The 18066-nt window shown below is 65.3% G+C and carries 15 protein-coding genes; 9 read left to right on the top strand and 6 right to left on the bottom strand.

The window, feature by feature from the left end; all coding sequences use genetic code 11:
• Positions 1 to 10: 10 nt before the first annotated feature.
• The 9 genes from BM222_RS02365 (at position 11) to BM222_RS02325 (ending at position 10432) form a co-directional block, all read left to right on the top strand.
• Positions 11 to 784 (top strand): SDR family NAD(P)-dependent oxidoreductase, encoded by a 774-nt coding sequence (locus BM222_RS02365; RefSeq protein WP_092226655.1) that lies wholly within the window; start codon positions 11 to 13, stop codon positions 782 to 784.
• A 38-nt stretch (positions 785 to 822) separates the two neighbouring features.
• On the top strand, positions 823 to 2469 hold the full coding sequence (locus tag BM222_RS02360) for an FGGY-family carbohydrate kinase (protein ID WP_092226654.1): 1647 nt from the start codon (positions 823 to 825) through the stop codon (positions 2467 to 2469).
• Between the two features lie 5 nt (positions 2470 to 2474).
• Entirely contained in the window at positions 2475 to 3410 is a 936-nt protein-coding gene (locus BM222_RS02355) for a carbohydrate kinase family protein (protein WP_092226653.1), read from the top strand.
• A 112-nt stretch (positions 3411 to 3522) separates the two neighbouring features.
• Positions 3523 to 4944, top strand: coding sequence for an amidase (locus BM222_RS02350; protein ID WP_092226825.1), 1422 nt, complete (start codon positions 3523 to 3525; stop codon positions 4942 to 4944).
• 85 nt (positions 4945 to 5029) lie between these two features.
• On the top strand, positions 5030 to 5980 hold the full coding sequence (locus BM222_RS02345; RefSeq protein WP_092226652.1) for an ABC transporter permease: 951 nt from the start codon (positions 5030 to 5032) through the stop codon (positions 5978 to 5980).
• Entirely contained in the window at positions 5977 to 6870 is an 894-nt protein-coding gene (locus BM222_RS02340; protein WP_092226651.1) for an ABC transporter permease, read from the top strand. The genes BM222_RS02345 and BM222_RS02340 overlap by 4 nt, the downstream gene beginning before the upstream one ends.
• Before the next feature lie 2 nt (positions 6871 to 6872).
• Positions 6873 to 7880 (top strand): ABC transporter ATP-binding protein, encoded by a 1008-nt coding sequence (locus BM222_RS02335; protein WP_177242952.1) that lies wholly within the window; start codon positions 6873 to 6875, stop codon positions 7878 to 7880.
• On the top strand, positions 7877 to 8881 hold the full coding sequence (locus BM222_RS02330) for an ABC transporter ATP-binding protein (protein ID WP_092226649.1): 1005 nt from the start codon (positions 7877 to 7879) through the stop codon (positions 8879 to 8881). Before BM222_RS02335 ends, BM222_RS02330 begins: the two co-directional genes overlap by 4 nt.
• Before the next feature lie 57 nt (positions 8882 to 8938).
• Entirely contained in the window at positions 8939 to 10432 is a 1494-nt protein-coding gene (locus BM222_RS02325; protein ID WP_092226648.1) for an ABC transporter substrate-binding protein, read from the top strand.
• A 326-nt stretch (positions 10433 to 10758) separates the two neighbouring features.
• Here the strand turns inward: BM222_RS02325 and BM222_RS02320 are convergent, their stop codons facing one another.
• Genes BM222_RS02320 through BM222_RS02295 form a run of 6 tightly spaced genes read right to left on the bottom strand, consistent with a single transcriptional unit; the run spans position 10759 to position 18044 of the window.
• Positions 10759 to 11859, bottom strand: a complete 1101-nt coding sequence (locus tag BM222_RS02320; protein WP_502690862.1) for an SDR family oxidoreductase — start codon at positions 11857 to 11859, stop codon at positions 10759 to 10761.
• Positions 11860 to 11864: 5 nt separating this feature from the next.
• Positions 11865 to 13571 (bottom strand): GMC family oxidoreductase, encoded by a 1707-nt coding sequence (locus BM222_RS02315; RefSeq protein ID WP_092226824.1) that lies wholly within the window; start codon positions 13569 to 13571, stop codon positions 11865 to 11867.
• Positions 13561 to 14211 carry a gluconate 2-dehydrogenase subunit 3 family protein gene (locus tag BM222_RS02310; RefSeq protein WP_092226646.1) on the bottom strand — a complete coding sequence of 217 codons (651 nt, stop codon included), beginning with the start codon at positions 14209 to 14211 and terminating at the stop codon, positions 13561 to 13563. The genes BM222_RS02315 and BM222_RS02310 overlap by 11 nt, the downstream gene beginning before the upstream one ends.
• Positions 14204 to 15166: a hypothetical protein gene (locus tag BM222_RS02305; protein ID WP_092226645.1), complete on the bottom strand. Its 963-nt coding sequence runs from the start codon at positions 15164 to 15166 to the stop codon at positions 14204 to 14206. Before BM222_RS02305 ends, BM222_RS02310 begins: the two co-directional genes overlap by 8 nt.
• Positions 15163 to 16269 carry an enolase C-terminal domain-like protein gene (locus tag BM222_RS02300; protein ID WP_092226644.1) on the bottom strand — a complete coding sequence of 369 codons (1107 nt, stop codon included), beginning with the start codon at positions 16267 to 16269 and terminating at the stop codon, positions 15163 to 15165. Before BM222_RS02300 ends, BM222_RS02305 begins: the two co-directional genes overlap by 4 nt.
• Complete coding sequence (locus BM222_RS02295) at positions 16269 to 18044, bottom strand: thiamine pyrophosphate-requiring protein (protein WP_092226643.1); 1776 nt, start codon at positions 18042 to 18044, stop codon at positions 16269 to 16271. The genes BM222_RS02300 and BM222_RS02295 overlap by 1 nt, the downstream gene beginning before the upstream one ends.
• Positions 18045 to 18066: the final 22 nt, after the last annotated feature.

Below are 18066 nucleotides of genomic sequence, written 5' to 3'. Positions count from 1 at the left end.
GACGACGACCATGTACCTGGAAAAATTCAAGCTGAGCGGCAAGACCGCGTTCATCACCGGCGGCGGACAGGGCATTGGCCTGGCCTGCGCCGAAGCGCTGGCCGAGGCTGGAGCCAAGGTGATCATCGGCGACCGCGACAGCAAGGTCGCGAGCGATGCCAAGGCCAGCCTGAAAGCGAAGGGTTTCGAGATCGAGACCGCGATCATGGACGTCACTGACACCAAGCGCGTGGCGGAGGTCGCCAACGATCTCGTCACCCGCCACGGCAAGGTCGACATCCTCGTCAACAATGCCGGCATTGCCCGCAGCGAGACGCCGGCCGAGACGGTGACCGACGAGCACTGGCTCAATGTCATCGACGTCAACCTCAACGGCACCTTCTGGTGCTGCCGCGAGTTTGGCAAGCACATGCTCAAGGCCCAGAGTGGCGCCATCGTCAATGTCGGCTCGATGTCCGGCTTCATCGTCAACAAGCCGCAGGAGCAGTGCTTCTACAATGCCTCAAAGGCCGGCGTGCACCATCTGACCAAGTCGTTGGCCGCCGAATGGGGCGCGCGGGGCATCCGCGTCAATGCGGTGGCGCCGACCTATATCGAGACGCCGCTCAACGCATTCGTGAAGAGCAACGCCAAGATGTATGATGCCTGGATCGGTGGAACCCCGATGGCCCGAATGGGGCAGGTCGAGGAGATCGCCTCGGTCGTTCTGTTCCTGGCATCCGAGGCTGCCAGCCTGATGACCGGCAGCATCGTGCTGGTGGATGGCGGCTACACTTGCTGGTAGGCTTGCGTCAAGATTGACGGAAGCGACCGGGAGCGACAATGCCGCGAGCGTATATCGGCGTCGACGTAGGGACCACGAGCACGCGGGCAGGGGTGTTTGACGAGGCGGGAACGCTGCTTGCGACCGCCAGGCATCCGATCCGGATCTGGCACGAGGCCGGCGACATCGTCGAACAGTCGTCGGAAGATATCTGGGAGGCCTGCGTCAAATCGGTGCGGGCGGCGATCGCGGAAGCAGCGATTGCGCCTGACAGCGTCGGCGGCATTGGTTTCGACGCAACCTGCTCTCTGGTGGTGCTCGATATCAGGGGCGAGCCGGTCACGGTCAGCGCCTCCGGTGAGGCGCAGCGCAACGTCATCGTCTGGATGGATCATCGTGCGATCGCGGAAGCGCGGCTGATCAACGAGACCGAAGACGCCGTGCTGCGCTATGTCGGCGGCTCGATCTCGCCCGAGATGGAGATGCCGAAACTGTTGTGGCTCAAGCGTCACATGCGTGCGAGCTTTGACGCCGCCGGGCATTTCTTCGATCTGGCGGACTATCTGACCTGGCGCGCGACAGGATCGCTGCAGCGCTCGACCTGCACCGTGACCTGTAAATGGAACTACCTCGCGCATGACGGCGGCGGCTGGAGTGCCCCGTTCTTCAAGCGCATTGGACTGGCCGATTTCGTCAGCGAGAACTACGCCCGCATCGGTACCGAGATCGTCGCACCCGGCACACGGCTCGGCACTGGCCTCACCCGCGCGGCCGCCGCCGATCTCGGCTTGTCCGCAGGCATTCCGGTCGGTGCTTCCTTGATCGATGCCCATGCCGGCGGCATCGGCGCGATTGGCGGCCGTGACGGGTCGGGCGGAACGAGCGATGTCACCGACCGCCTGGCCTACATCATGGGGACGTCGGCCTGCATCATGGCGACCACGAAGGACCCGTGCTTCGTGCCCGGCGTCTGGGGTCCTTATTATTCGGGCATGGTGCCGGACTTCTGGCTCAACGAGGGAGGGCAGTCGGCCGCCGGCGCGGCGATCGACCATCTGCTCAAGTCGCATCCGGGACACGTGAAGGCGAGCGCGGCGGCGAAGAGCGAGGGCGTCGACCTCATCGAGTTCCTCGAAAGCCGCATCATCGCGCGTGCCGGCGATGCCAGCCGCGCAGCGCTGCTCGCCCGCGACGTCCATGTGCTCCCCGAATTCATCGGCAATCGCTCGCCTTACGCCGATCCCGATACGCGCGCGGTGATCGCGGGCCTCGATCTCGACACGGATGTCGGTTCGATGGAACGGCTGTTCATCGCGGGTCTGTGCGGACTCGCCTATGGGCTCGCGGAGGTGATCGAGGCCTTTGCCGCACATGGCGTGCATGCCGGCATCATGATCATGGGCGGCGGCGCCAGCCGCAGCCCGCTGGTGCGGCAGATCATGGCTGACACCACCGGCCTCACCGTCGCGCTGCCCCAGACCAAGGAGCCGGTGCTGCTGGGTGCTGCGATGCTCGGCGCGGTCGCCGGTGGCGCCTATGCCTCGATCGGCGAGACCATGGCGAAGATGTCGGCGCTCGGGCGCAAGAGCGAGCCGACGACGCCTGACATGGCGGCGTTTCACACGAGGAAGCGCGAGGTGTATAAGCTGCTGCGCGACGTCGATCGCAGCAGCCGCGCGGCGATGCGCGATATCGTCAAGGGTTGAGAGACATGCTGATTTCCTGCGGCGATGCGCTGATCGATTTCGTGCCGACGAGAAACGCGGAGGGACGCGAGGCCGTGATGCCGGCGGTTGGTGGCTCCTGTCTCAACGTTGCGATCGGGATGGCGCGGCTCGGCGCTCCGACGGGTTTCGTCGGCGGCATCTCGACGGACATGTTCGGACGCATGATCGCGGAGCACGCCGTGGCGTCGAACGTCGATCTAGGTCTCGCCACCCGCGGCGATCATCATACCACGCTTGCCTTCGTGCGCATCGTCGCCGGCGAGTCCAATTACGCCTTCTATGACGCCGAGACCGCGACGCGGAATTGGACGTTTCTGCGTGGGACCATTCCGTTCAATAAGGTGGAGGCTGTCCATGTCGGCTCGACCACGCTGGTCAATGACCAGGGCGCTGCCGAAACGAAGGCCTTGATTACGGACGCGAAGGCCTCGTCGACGATTTCCTTCGATCCGAACTGCCGGCCCAACCTCGTCAAGGATAAGCCGGCCTATCTCGCACGAATGAACGAGTTCGCTGCCAGCGCCGATCTCATCAAAATGTCGGACGTCGACTTCGCCTATCTCTTCGGCGAAGAGTCGTATCAACAGCGCGCGGGCGCGATGTTGGGGCGGGGTCCGAGCCTTGTCGTGGTCACCCGGGGCAACAATGGCGCCATTGCCTGGCATGCAAAGGCCGGGCAGATCGAGGTCGAGGCGCCGAAGATTGAGGTCGCCGACACCATCGGCGCCGGCGACAGCTTTCAGGCTGCCTTGCTGTTCGCCCTGTACAAGCAAGAGCGTATCGCCCGGGCGCAATTGAAGGACATTGGCCCAGACGAGCTCCGCCGCGCGCTGTCCTTTGCCGCCAACTGCGCCGGCCTGACCTGCACCCGCCCCGGTGCCGATCCGCCCTGGAGCCACGAGATCAGCTGGAGCTGGTAGTCGGCGCACTTCCCCGGGGATGTCCCGGCGGATTGCGGCCATGCGTCGGCAGAAATGGACAGGTGAGGTGCGCGCTGGCAAGGTCCGCACGTCCCGAAGCGAGCCTGCCCTGATGAGCGACGACCTCTGTTTCCTCTCTGCCACGGAACTGCGCGAACGTATCGCCCGCAAGAAGGTGTCGCCGGTTGAAATCACCAGCGCGGTGCTCGCGCGCGCCGAAGCGTTGCAGCCGGAGTTGAATTGCTTCATCACGCTGTGCGGCGAGGAAGCGATGGCCGCGGCGCGCGAAGCCGAGCGCAAGGTCATGTCTGACGAGCCACTCGGCCTGCTGCATGGGCTGCCCGTCACGGTCAAGGACATCGTCAACACCAAGGGGGTGAAGACGACCTTCGGCGCCGTTCCCTACAAGGACAATGTACCCGCCGAGGATGCCGTCGCGGTCGCGAAGCTGCGCAGCGCAGGTGCGATCCTGATCGGCAAGACCACGACGCCGGAATTCGGGAGCAAGTGCCTGACCGACTCGCCGCTGTTCGGCCGCACCCGCAACGCCTGGGACGCGCGGCGCTCCTCCGGCGGCTCCAGCGGCGGCGCGGCGGTGGCCGTGGCGAGCGGCATCGCGCCGCTGGCGATTGCCACCGACGGCGGCGGCTCGACGCGGATTCCCGCGGCCTGCAACGGCGTGGTCGGGCTGAAGCAGAGCAACGGCGTGATCGCGCACAGTCAGGCGCTGGATGCGTTCGGAAACCACACCTATGTCACGCCGACCACGCGGACCGTCGCCGACACCGCGCTGATGATGCAGGCAATGGCCGGCGAGGATGCCTGCGATCCCTGGTCGATCGGCGTGCCCGTGCCCGACTTCATCGGCACGGCCGCCCCGCGCGGCGATCTGCGCGGACGAAAGATACTGTTCTGCGCGTCGCCGCCGGGCCGGCCCGTGTCCTCGGATGTTACCACGGCGTTCAGGGCGAGCCTTGATCGCCTCGCGGGCCTGGGCGCGGAGCTCGAGGAGTTTTCGGGCGAGGGATACGACGTCGAGCCGATTTGGCGCGCTATCAACCACACCGTCTGGCGCTCGCGATTTTCGAAGCTGGTGGCCGAGCATGGTGACGTCCTCAGCGAAGCCTTCGTCAAGCAGATCGCGTTGGCGACCGATGTCAGCGGCGTCGACTACCAGGACGCGATGTTCGCGCGCACGGCGTTGTTCCGTCGCGTGCAATCCCTGCTTGCGCGCGGGCACCTTCTGGCGATGCCAACCCTCACCCGCACCGCGCTGCCGATCGACCAGGACCTGTTCGGCCGGATCGAGATCGACGGCCAGCAGTTTGACAGCGTCCGGCCGCACTGGTTCCCCTGGACGATGCCGTTCAACATGACCGGCCACCCCGCGATCAGTCTACCCTGCGGTTTTGGTCGCGACGGAATGCCGATCGGGCTCCAACTCGTGGGCCGCTTCCGGGGTGACGCGGAATTGCTGCACGTCAGCGCGCTGTTTGAGGCCTCGTCCGATCTCCTGTCCCGCCGGCCGGCTTAGGAGGGGACGATGGGCCGCAAAGGGCTTGCGTCCGGCGTCCGGACATGTTGATCGTGCCGCGGATGAGCCCTGAAGCCGAGCGCGCATGAGCGTATTTGTCCTCCGACGTGTCCTGACATTGCTGGCGACGCTGGTCGGCGCATCCGTCATCATTTTCCTGGTGTTGGACGCGCTGCCGGGTAATGCCGCGCAGATGCTGATGGGTGCCGATGCGTCGCCTGATGCGGTGCGCGCGCTCACCGTCAAGCTCGGGCTCGATCAGCCGCTGGCGGTTCGTTATCTGCACTGGATCACGGGTCTCCTCGTCGGCGATCTCGGCAACTCCTATGTCTACGGCACGCCGGTCGCGAGCCTGATCGCGGAACGGCTGGTGCTGACCATTCCGCTCGCGATCATGTCGATGCTGATCACGGTGGTGCTGGCGCTCTCGGCCGGGATCTACACTGCCGCCAACCATAACAAGCTCGGCGATGTCGGGGTGATGTCGCTAACCCAAATCGGCATCGCGCTGCCGAATTTCTGGTTCGCCATTCTCCTTGTGCTGCTGTTCGCCGTGCGGCTGCAATGGCTCTCCGCCGGCGGTTTTGCCGGTTGGGACGATGGCATTTGGCCCGGCGTCAAGTCGCTGCTGCTGCCGTCGATCTCATTGGCTGTGGTGCAGGCCGCCATTCTTGCCCGTGTCACGCGGTCCGCGGTGCTGGAAGTGCTGCGCGAAGACTTCGTCCGCACGGCGCGCGCGAAGGGGCTCGGCAAGCGCGAGGTGCTGTGGAGCCATGTGCTGCGCAACGCCATGATTCCCGTCATGACGGTGATGGGCCTGCAATTCGCCAATCTGCTTGCGGGCACCATCGTGATCGAGAACGTGTTCTATCTGCCGGGGCTTGGCCGGCTGATCTTCCAGTCGATCGCCAACCGCGATCTGATCGTGGTGCGCAACTGCGTGATGCTGCTGGCGGCCATGGTCGTCATCGTCAATTTCGTGGTCGACGTGCTCTATGCCTTCATCGATCCTCGCATCAAGGTGCACGACCTGTGAGTGCGCCCCTGACCACCTCTGCCGACGCCCCGGTCGCGACGCGACCCTTGTCGGCCCAGACGTTCTGGGGTCGCGCGCTGCGGCATCCCAGCTTTGTGCTCGGCGGCGCGCTGAGCCTCTTGGTGGTCATCTCCGCGCTGCTCTCGCTCGTTTGGACACCGTGGTCGCCCTATGAGATCGACATCGCCTCGAAACTCCGGCCCCCGTCGGCGGCGCACTGGCTCGGCACCGATTCCTTCGGCCGCGACATCGTATCGCTGCTGCTCGCTGGCGCGCGCTCGACCATCCTGGTCGGCGTCATCGCCGTCAGCATCGGTCTGACCTTCGGCGTCTGTCTCGGCCTGATCGCATCGGCCAAGCGCGGCTGGACCGAAGAGATCATCATGCGCTTCTCCGACTTCACTTTCGCCTTTCCGGCCGTGCTCTCGGCCATCATGCTTGCCGCGGTCGCAGGTCCAGGCATGGTGACCTCGATCATCGCTATCGGCATCTTCCAGATCCCGACCTTGACCCGGCTGACGCGCGGTTCGGCAAACGCGGTCTGGGCGCGCGAATTCGTGCTGGCCGCGCGCGCGTCAGGGAAGGGCGCCTTCCGCATCACCGTCGAGCATGTGCTGCCGAACATCCTGTCGATCCTGATCGTGCAGGCGACCATTCAGTTTGCGCTGGCCATTCTCGCCGAAGCCGCGCTGTCTTATCTCGGCCTCGGCACGCAGCCGCCGCAGCCGTCCTGGGGCCGCATGTTGAACGATGCGCAGACCATGCTGTTCCAGTCGCCAATGCTCGCGGTGTATCCCGGTGCTGCGATCGCCGTCGCCGTGCTCGGCCTCAATCTGCTCGGCGACGGATTGCGAGATTTGCTTGATCCCAGACTGGCGCGGGAGCGGTGACGATGGCTGATCCCGCAACCCTGATCGAAGTCGCTGGTCTCGGCGTCCGTCTCAGCACCAGCCGCGGCCCGGCACAGGCGGTGCGCGGCGTGAGCTTTGCGCTGAAACGCGGCGAGACGCTCGGCCTCGTCGGCGAATCCGGCTGCGGCAAGTCGGTCACGGCGCTGTCGCTGATGGGGCTGTTGCCCGACAGTGCGGTCGTCTCCGGCAGCATCAAGCTCGATGGACGCGAGCTCGCGCGCCTCCCGGACGCGGATTACTGCAAGCTGCGCGGTAACCGCATCAGCATGATTTTTCAGGAGCCCATGACGGCTCTGAACCCGATGCACACGATCGGCCATCAGGTGGCCGAGCCGTTGCGGCGTCACAAGAATTATTCCGCCGCGCAGGCTCGGAAAGAAGCGATTGCGTTGCTCGATCGCGTCGGGCTGCCCGATCCGGCCAAACGCATCGATGCCTATCCGCATCAGTTCTCCGGCGGCCAGCGCCAGCGCGTCACGATTGCGATGGCGCTCGCCTGCGAGCCCGATCTCTTGATCGCAGATGAACCGACCACCGCGCTTGATGTCACCATCCAGGGCCAGATCCTCGATCTCATCGCCGACCTCGTCGAGGAGCGCGGCATGTCGATGATCCTGATCTCGCATGATCTCGGCGTCATCGCCGAGAACGTGCAGCGCATGATGGTGATGTATGGCGGCACCGTCGTCGAGAGCGGGCCGACCGACCAGGTGTTTCAACGCATGGGCCATCCTTACACGCAGGGCTTGTTCCGCGCGCGCCCGCGACTCGGCACGCGCAGGGGGACGCGGCTGACGACGATCTCGGGCACGGTGCCGGAGCTCGCCGATCTGCCTGTCGGTTGCAGGTTCGCCGATCGATGTCCGCTCGTCATCGACGCGTGCCGGGCCGCGCTGCCGCCGATGGTCGAGGTCGGAGCCGGGCATGGCGTCCGCTGCATCAGGACCGATGTCTCCATGGCTGCGAATGTCGGGGCGCTGTCCGCATGACCGCAGCGCCTCTTCTCGACGTGAGGAATCTCGAGCAGCGCTACACGCTGCCGCGCGAAAGCCTGTTCCGTCCGCCCGGGCAGGTCCGCGCCCTCAACGGCGTCAGCGTGCAGGTTGAGGCCGGCAAGAGCCTCGGCATCGTCGGCGAGTCGGGCTCCGGCAAATCCACGTTCGCCCGCGTCGTGATGGCGCTGGAGCGGCCGACAGCGGGGGAGGTCACGCTGCTCGGGCGCGATCTCAACCGCATCCCGCCCGGCGAATTGCGCCGCGCCCGGCGCGATTTCCAGATGGTGTTCCAGGACCCTTACGGATCGCTCGACCCGCGCCAGACCATTGCGCGTGTCGTCGCCGAGCCGCTCACCGTGCTCGACGACGCCGACCGCACGATGTTCCGCACTCGCGTCGCGGCGGTGCTGAAGCAGGTCGGTTTGCGCGAAGCGGACATGGACAAATATCCGCACGAATTCTCCGGTGGCCAGCGCCAGCGCATCGCGATCGCGCGCGCGTTGATCACGCAACCGAAACTGATCGTCGCGGACGAGCCGGTCTCCGCGCTCGACGTTTCCGTCCAGGCACAGGTCCTGAACCTGATGCAGGACCTCCAGGCGCAGTTCGGGCTGAGCTACATCCTGATCAGCCACGACCTCGCGGTGGTCGATTATCTCTGCGACGAGGTTGCGGTGATGTATCTCGGCCGTATCGTCGAGCAGGGGCGGCCTGAGGATCTGTTCGAGCACTGCGCACATCCCTACACGCGGGCGCTGCTGGATGCCGTGCCGCGGGCGCGTGCCGGTGGCGGCCGGCGCCGGCGCGGCGCCCAGGCGATCGCCTCGCAATCGGCGGCCGCGACGGGGTGCCCCTATGTCGCGCGATGTCCGCACGCCGACCAGCATTGCCGCGAGGTTCCGCCCTTGCTACGCAAGGTGGGCGAGGGACACCTTGCCGCCTGCCACAAGGCGGAGGCCGTCATGGCGTTGCCGCAGGCGGCCATGGAAGGTTAATGTCGGCTACAGACTTGGCGTAGCCTCAAGAAGCAGAAGAAGGCCCGGGAGTTAGGCATGTTGAAGAAGCTATCGATCGTCGCTTTCGCCGCAGCGTTGGCCGCGGCGCCGCTGCCGGTGCTGGCACAGAGCAAGAAGGACAGCGTCGTCATGGGCATGACGCTGGAGCCGCCGGGGCTTGATCCCACCAACGCAGCCGCCGCCGCAATCGCCGAGGTCACGCTTTACAATATCTACGAGACCCTGACCAAGATCAACGAGGACGGCTCGGTCTCGCCGCTGCTCGCCGAGAGCTGGACCGCATCGCCCGATCTGAAGACCTACACGTTCAAGCTGCGCAAGGGCATCAAATTCCAGAACGGCGAAGCCTTCGATTCCGCCGCCGTCAAATTCTCGTACGAGCGCAACGCGGCCGCGAACAGCACCAACAAGGACAAGAGCCTGTTCCAGGCCTTCGAGAAGGTCGACGCGCCCGATGCCGACACGATCGTGCTCACGCTGAAATATTCCGAGCCGAACCTCCCGTTCCTGCTGGGACAGGCGAGCGCCTCGATCGTCGAGCCGAAGAGCGCGGCGACCAACGTGACGCAGCCGGTCGGCACCGGCCCCTACCAGCTCGGCGCCTGGGTCAAGGGCTCCTCGCTCACGCTCAACAAATGGGCCGACTATCGGAGCGCCTCAGCGATCAAGCTCGCGAAGGTGACGATCCGCTTCATCTCCGATCCCGCCGCTCAGGCCGCGGCTCTCCTGTCGAACGACGTGGATGCATTTCCGCGCATCGCAACCCGCGTTGTCGCCCAGTTCAAGGCCGACCCGCGCTTCACGGTGCTGGTCGGCGGCTCCAAGGCCAAGACCATCGTCGCCATCAACGAGAAGAAGAAGCCGCTCGACGACGTGCGCGTGCGCCGCGCGATCCTTGCCGCGATCGATCGCAAGGCGATCATCGACGGCGCCGTGGAAGGTTTCGGCACACCGATCGGCAGCTTCTACACGCCGGGCTCGCTCGGCTATGTCGACACCACAGGCATCAACCCTTACGACCCGGAGAAGGCGAAGAAGCTGCTGGCCGAGGCCGGCGTCACCACGCCGCTCGAGCTCAGCCTGAAGCTGCCGCCGCCGCCTTACGCGCGGCAGGGCGGCGAGATCCTCGCAGCGCAGCTGGCCAAGGTCGGCATCGTCGCCAAGATCGAGAACGTCGAATGGGCGCAGTGGCTGTCACAGGTGTTCGCGCCCAACGGTCCGCACAATTACGATCTCACCATCGTCTCCCATGTCGAGCCGTTCGATCTCGTCAAGATCACCGAGCCGGACTACTACCTCGGCTACAACAACGAGGCGTTCAACGCGCTCTACAAGCAGATCGTGTCGACCCCCGACGAGGCGGCCCGCGCAAAACTGCTCGGCGATGCCCAGAAGATGCTGGCGACCGACGCAGTGGCCGGATTCCTGTTCCAGCCGCAATGGCCGACGGTCATCAACAAAAAGCTGAAGGGCGTCTGGAAGGAAGTCCCGCAGTTCGAGAACGATTTCTCGACCTGGTCCTGGGAGTAGGGTTCGAACCATTACGGAGTCCGTTGCTGCGCCCTCTCCCCTAGTGGCAGAGGGCATCTCCGCGCACAGACAAGGACCCGGGGTGAGGGGCATGCTTCCGCGTGTGACACGCTCCCATTCTTGAGCAGCTTCGTCCGTTTATAGAGACGCCTCATCCGCCGCTTCGCGCCACCTTCTCCCACAACGCGAGAAGGAAGAGCGCAAAACAACCCCATGCACCGTAGCCGGGGTCAGTTCTTTCAATGGCTTGCGCGCCCGATTCTGTAAATTGCGCAAAAACCGAATCTTTTGATTGACCCGTCGGGCAAAACACCGGCATGATGTCATCATTGCAGTCGGGGTGACCGGGGCGCGAGATCGGGGGCGGCTCTCGGCCAATGGTGGCGCCCAGCCATCCCACGTCCTTCGGGTTGAGGTCGTCCGATCCGGCCCGTCCGTGAGCCGAGCAGAAGGCCGGCTGCGAAAGCCATGAGAGCGCCGACCGCCAGCGGCACGACGCGGGCCAGGGGGCCGTCGACGACGACCGCACGATCGTCCGCCTCCGCGCCGAAGCGCCCCCGCGTGCGGTGCAAAGACCGAACCGAATGCATCAGATTGTCGGCACGTTCGGACCCCACGGGCTTGGGCGTTTCCTGCGCCGAAAACGCCACCTTCGCAAGATAGCGGTCGAGCCACGCCGGAAGCACGGTATTGCCCAGGATGACCTTGAGCGTGCTGAGTCCGATCCAGTATTCGCGGCCCGGACGGAGGACAGCCTGATAAACCGCATTCGCGATGACTTCCGGCTGCACCACGGGCGCGACCGGACGAGGTTCTCGCGGCATGTGGGTTCGCGCCCAGTCGAATTGCGGTGTGTTGACCGCGGGCAGCTCCATCATGGTGAGCCGGATGCGGCTTCGGTCGTGGATCAACTCGGTCCGCAATGAATCGGTGAAGCCGCGGATGGCGTGCTTGGCGCCGCAATAGGCCGATTGCAGCGGGATGCCGCGATAGGCCAGTGCGGACCCGATCTGGATGATATGCCCGCGATCAGCCGGCCGCATGTGACGCAGCGCCGCCATCGTGCCATGCACGAAGCCGAGATAGGTCACCTCTGTGACGCGGCGAAACTCCTCGGCGGTCATCTTCCATACCGGCGAGAACACCGTGACCATGGCATCATTGATCCAGACGTCGATCGTCCCGAACGTCCGGACGACGCGGTCTGCCGCAGCGGTCATGGCGTCCGCGTCGGCGACGTCGGACGGTAGGGGCAGCGCCGCTCCACCCATCTGCTCGACCTCGCGCCGGGTTTCCTCGAGCGCCTCGGCATCACGCGCGATCAGGCCGATGCGCCAGCCGTCGCGGGCGAAGCGATGCGCGATGGCCCGTCCGACGCCCGCCGAAGCTCCGGTGATGACGACGACCCGGCCTGAATCAAGTGGCACCATGCTCATGATCTGTGCACCTCCGTTGAACGTTGATGGCGTGAGGTCCGCCGTGGGACGGCGGCGTTGAGTTCGCCCCGTCGCGCTAGAACGCGAATGCGGTCCGCGGTCCTGCACGCAATCGCTTGAATCGTCAGTGACGGATTGGCGCCTCCGACCGTCGGAAAGACCGAGCCGTCACAGATCCACAAGTTCGGAATGTCCCAGCTGCGACAGTCCGCATCGACGACGCTGGTCCGGGCATCGCTGCCCATGCGCGCGGTTCCGTTGAGGTGGCAGGTATCGTCGTCCTGGATCCAGATGTCGTGTGCATCGATCGCCTCCAACGCGCGGCTCATGAACTTGAGGGAGTGATCGATCAGGCGCTTGTCGTTGTCGCACCAGGAATAGGTGATGCAGGGAATTCGTAAGCCATACTGGTCGACCTCGTCGGCCAGGGTGACCCGATTGGATTCCTGAGGCAGCATCTCGCCGACGATCTTGAGACCGACCACGTGATTGTAGTCTTTCATGGCCTCGACCAGGCTCTCCCCCCACAGGCCGCGCGCGCTGAACAGCGTGTTCGCCCAGAGCTGCGGTAGCGGGCCCTGGCTCATGTAGGAATAGCCGCCGAAGAAATCCTTGCCCTTGTCTTCGTAGTTCCAGTGCTCGGTCATGGCGAGCGACGGCGGCCCCTTGTAGGAGCGCACCTCGTGCTCCAGCCGCCCCCACACCGCCTGATTGGACTGCGCCATCAGGTTCTTTCCGACCAGGCCCGAGCTGTTGGCGAGGCCGTCCGGAAAGCGAGACGTCGCGGAGTTCAGGAGAAGGCGGGGCGTTTCGATGGCATAGCCGGCGACCACGAGGTTGCGGGCACGCTGAAAGCGCCATGCGCCGTCCCTATGATAGTGAACCCCGGACACGAGCCCCGACGGCTCGACCTCGACACGACCGACCATCGCGAGATCGCGGATTTCCGCGCCCGCGGCGATCGCGCGCGGAATCCATGTGACCAGCGCGCTCTGCTTGGCGTTGGTCGAACAGCCGCTGACGCAGAAGCCGCGATAGACGCAAGGATGGGCCAGACCTCGCGGCGCCGACAGCGTCGCGAGCGGCGTCTCGGTCCATTTGATGCCCAGCGCCTCGCAACCTTTGGCCAGCGCTCGCGCCGCGCCGTTCAACGGATGGGCGCGGTAGGGGTAGCGCGGACGCGGCGGGCCCCAGGGGTAGGTTACCGGACCCGATATCTTCAGGGCCTGCTCGACTTCGGCGTAGTAGTCCCACATCTCGCGCCAATCGAGCGGCCAGTCGGCGCCGTAGCCGAGCAGGGTGCGTGACCTGAACCATTCGGGGCGGAAGCGCAGCGAGACCATTGCGAAATGCACCGTCGAGCCGCCCACGGCCTTGCCGCTGTTGTTGCTGCCGAGATGGAGCGGATTGGCGCCATCGACGATGCGGTCATCGGTCCAGTAAAGCTTGGTCTGCTCGGATTCATCGGAGGCGAAATCCTCCAGCGGCCTGAAATAGGGGCCGGCGTCGAGGGCGACGACGGAGAAGCCGTATTCGGCAAGCTTGCAGGCGAGCGTGCCTCCGCCTGCGCCGGTCCCGACGATGGCGAAATCGACCGGCTCGCTCTCGCGGTATTGCCGCATCGGCGTCCAGCCGCCCGGACGGAACACGTCCGGCGCCCGGCCATCGTGCGCCCGCGGCGCATGGAGGGGATCATCGGACACGGCGATTGCTCCGGCGGGCTGTGGCATCATTGCCGTCTTTCGCCTCCGCGGCTTCCCAGGGATCGCGCTCGTCGATACCGAGGCGCACATAACCGCGCGGACTCGCAGGGCCGCCCCAGCCGATCTCGCTCCAGGCGGTCGGGTGGGCGTAATAGGCGAATACGATGTCCCGCCCCATGCGCGCCTTGAAGAAGACGTCGCAGCGCAAGCCGCCCCATTCGGCCGCTTTCAACTCGCCGCATTGGGCGGCGCGCAGCAGCTTATCCTGCAAGGCTTCCGGCAACTGCGCAAAGCGCTTGCCGTATGCCGCTGAGGCCTCGGCGTTCAGCGCCTTCAGGCCGAGACGCCAGGCTTCGCCGTCCCTGGGCATATCGGGCACGCGAAACCCGTCCATGATCCGGTCGTGCAGCTTGCGGTCGACCAGCGCGGCAATCGGCACGGGCGGACGATCGGATGGCTGCGGAACGATGCGGCTCGCGATCGCCACGACAGTCTCGTATTCGTCGCGTGTGAAGAAGCGCGGCTCGGGCGCGATCGACAGCCGTCGCGTGATGACCTCGCGCGTCTTGTCGTTCCAGGATGGTCCCGACCATTTGGCGAGAACATCATAGTCGGGATAGCGGTCGCGCCTTTCATGCATCGGGATGCGCCCTCATGAGATCGAGTGCAGCAAGGCCGGCCAATGCGAGGCCGGCGAAGCTCGGCGGCGCAGGGATCGGCGGTCCGTTCAGGATGTTCTGACTCCAGTTGCGCCAGCCGCCCATGTTTCGTGACACGCCGTACGCGTGGAAGCCGACACCGGCCACACCCATGGCCGTCAGCACACGCATCCACCAGCGGGTGAAGCGGTGCGTCCTGCCGGAACCGCCCCCGGCCGCCGACAACAGCAGGGCTGCGCCGATTGGGGGCAGCGTCACCGGGAGAAGCATGAACGGGTTATGATAGGCGCCCCGGAAATGCAGCAGGCCGGCCTCGCCGGTCGTGCCGAGCAGGCCTGCGCCCGCGACCGCGGCAATCGTGCGTCCCGCCGGCAGACCGAAGATGCGCGGCCGCGTTCGTCGCGCTTCCCGCACCCGTTCCGAACAGAAGCCGAGCAGGCCCGAGAGCAGGATCGCCATCGGCGCGCCGATCGGCGCACCGTAAAACAAATTCTGCCAGCTGAAGCCGCCCACGCGCTTGCCGACGTTGTAGAGATGGAATCCGGAACCGACCAGCCCGGTCGCTGCCGCCAGCAGGTAGGTCGCGTCGCGCGCCTTATGGGCGAGCGGACGCACATCGGCCGTGCCGTGGAGGCTTGTCGCCAGTGCCAGCGCCGAAACGGCGAGGGGAGTGTACATCGCCTTGTTCTTGAACGAGCCGCGATAATGCTCGACGCTGGAATCGGCGAGCACGGAGGCGGCGAGCGTTCCCGCTGCCCGGTTGAGCTCCCGCGCGGTTTTGACCGTCGCTGCGCGGCTGGCACGAATGCGATGCGGCGCGAGGCGCGAGCCGGAGCTGCGAGCCGACGCGGTTGCCGAAAGCAGTGAAACAAGCGCCACGCCGGATGCAGCGATCCCGGCCAGAGCAACCAGATCGCGTTCCCCGGGAAGCTTCATGCTGCCTCCGACACGGCGTAAGCGGCGGCATCGCTCCGCTTGAAGACCAACCCGTTACCCGGCACCGTCAGATCGGGTGCGATCCGGCCATCGCGCGGCTGCGGCGCGCCGTCGAAAAACATGCGCTCGATCCGGACATGGTCGTGAAACCATTCGAGATGCCGCATGCGGGGGGCAGCACAGGCGACAGCGACATGCAGCGCCGGCGCGCAGTGACCGGAGAGGTCGATGTGAAAGGCGTCACACAGCGCCGCAATCCCGAGAAAGCCGGTGAAGCCGCCGCAGCGCGTCGCGTCGGCCTGCTGCACGTCGACGGCACCGGCCGCAAGCATGGCGCGCACATAGTCGACAGTGTAGGCATATTCACCGGCCGCCACGTCCATTCCATCAGGTGCGTGCTGCCGCACCATGGCCAAGCCGGGCAGATCGTCCGACGACACGGGCTCTTCGAACCAGCTGACGCCCTGGTCGCGGAAGATGTGCGCCAGCCGGATCGCCTGCCTGGGGGTGCAGGCGCCATTGGCATCGACGAAGAGGTCCGCATCGCCAATCGCGCGCTTGGCCACCGCGACCCGATGTGGATCCCGCTCCGGCTCGGACCCGATTTTCATCTTGACGTAAGCGCAGCCGTCCTTCGCGACCCAGCCCCCGAGTTGATGCTCCAGCTCGTCGTCGGAATAGGTGGTGAAGCCGCCGCTGCCGTAGATCGGAATGGAGGTGCGGCGCGCGCCGAGAGCAACGACGAGCGGCAGCGCGAGCAGACGCGCTTTCAGATCATGCAAGGCGGTATCCACCGCGGAGATGGCCGTCGCCGCAAGGCCTTCACGTCCAAGATTGCGGACTGCGCGTTGCATCGCCTCGAAACAGGCCTGTGGCGCCAGCGCGTCCTTGCCCGCGATCACCGCGGCGAGCTTGTCGCGGATCAGTCCAGCAATGCAGGCACCGGCATAAGTGTAGCCAAGCCCGACACATCCTCCGCCCTCGACCTCGACAAGCACGAGGGTGGTGGAATTCCAGGCGATGGTGCCGTCCGCCTCGGGACGATCGGTCGGCACCGTGTACGCCTGCGCGCGCACGCTCCGGATTGGGACCTGGCACAGCATCAGTCTTTTCCAGGCAGAACACCCGTCAGCAACTCCTTGGCGCTGTTCTTCAGCACGCTTCCCAACTCTGGCTCGGACGGGATCATGCTGACGAAATTCTTGGCCTCCTTCAGGGTGATGTGCGGCGGAAGCGGCGGCACGTTGGGGTCGGTATAGGCCTCGAGGATCACAGGCCGATCGGACGCCAGCGCTTCGTCCCAAGCCGCACCGACGCGATCGGGATTGTCGACGAAGATGCCTTTCAGGCCGAGCAGCTCGGCGTAGCGATGATAGGGGAAATCCGGAATGCTCTGGGTCGACTCGGTCTTTCCGGCACCGAGCTGGATGCGCTCCTCCCACGTCACCTGGTTGAGATCACGGTTGTTGAGCACCAGCACGATCAGCCGCGGGTTCGACCAACGTTTCCAGTATTTGGAAATGGTGATCATGACATTGAGGCCGTTCATCTGCATCGCGCCGTCGCCCATGCAGGCGATCACGGTGCGCTCAGGGTAGGCCATCTTTCCTGCAAGCGCGTAAGGTGTGCCGGCGCCGAGCGACGCAAGACCGCCGGACAGCGACGCTTTCATGCCGCGCCGCATTCTGAGATCGCGGGCATACCAATTGGCAACCGAGCCGGAATCCGCGGTGATGATGGCGTTGTCAGGCAGACGGGGCGACAACTCCCAGAACACCCGCTGTGGATTGAGCGGTTCGGCGGAATCCATCGCTCTTTCCTTCAGCGTGTTCCACCAATCCGCCATGCCTTTCTCGATGTCGCGCCGCCAGGATGACGGCTTCTTCTGCGTGAGCAGCGGCAACAAGGCGCGCAACGTCGTCGCGCTGTCGCCGACCATATTGACCTCCATCGGATAGCGCAGACTGAGCCGGCTGCCGTCGATGTCGATCTGCACGCCGCGCGCATCGCCCGGCTTGGGCAGGAACTCGCTATAGGGGAAGGCGGAACCCACCATGAGGAACGTGTCGCAGTTCTTCATGAGATCCCAGCTCGGGCGGGTTCCCAACAGCCCGATCGAACCGGTGACAAACGGCAGATCGTCGGGCACCGCGGCTTTACCGAGCAGCGCCTTGGCGACGCCCGCCTGCAGGCGCTGGGCGACTTCAATCACCTCGTCCGTTGCATCGAGCGCGCCGGCTCCGACCAGCATGGCAACCTTGCTGCCGGCGTTGAGGACATCAGCGGCAGCCCGAAGCAACGCCTGGTCCGGCAGCTTCGCCGGCCCGGCATAACCGACGCCCGTGTGGGTGGCGCCATGCGCCATCGGCGGATCCTCGTAGTCGAGCTCCTGCAAATCGTTGGGCAGGATCACGCAGGTGACGACACGCTTGGTGTGCGCGATGCGTACCGCGCGATCGATCAAATGTCGGACTTGCTCGGGGACACTGGCCATCGCCACGTATTCGGTGACACCCTGGAACAAGGTCTGGAGATCGACCTCCTGCTGATAGCTCGCGCCGATTGCGCTCCGCGCCTGCTGACCGACGAGCGCGACCACGGGAACGTGATCCATCTTGGCGTCGTAAAGCCCGTTGAGCAGGTGAATCGCGCCGGGCCCTGATGTCGCGTAGCAAAGCCCGACTTCGCCCGTGAACTTGGCGTGGGCCGAGGCCATGAAGGCTGCCATCTCCTCATGGCGAACCTGCACGTACTCCATTTTGTCCTTGGCCTTTTCGAGGGCGACATCGAGGCCGCCAACCCCGTCGCCGGGATAACCGTAGACGCGCTTCAAACCCCATTCGGACAGGCGATGCCAAACATAGTCGCTAACATTCATCGGAAGGGTTCCCGTATGTCGA

This window comes from Bradyrhizobium sp. Gha (assembly GCF_900113735.1).
Taxonomy (GTDB): domain Bacteria; phylum Pseudomonadota; class Alphaproteobacteria; order Rhizobiales; family Xanthobacteraceae; genus Bradyrhizobium.
Note: the sequence above shows the minus strand (reverse complement) of the source record. Positions and strands in the feature narration are given on the sequence as shown.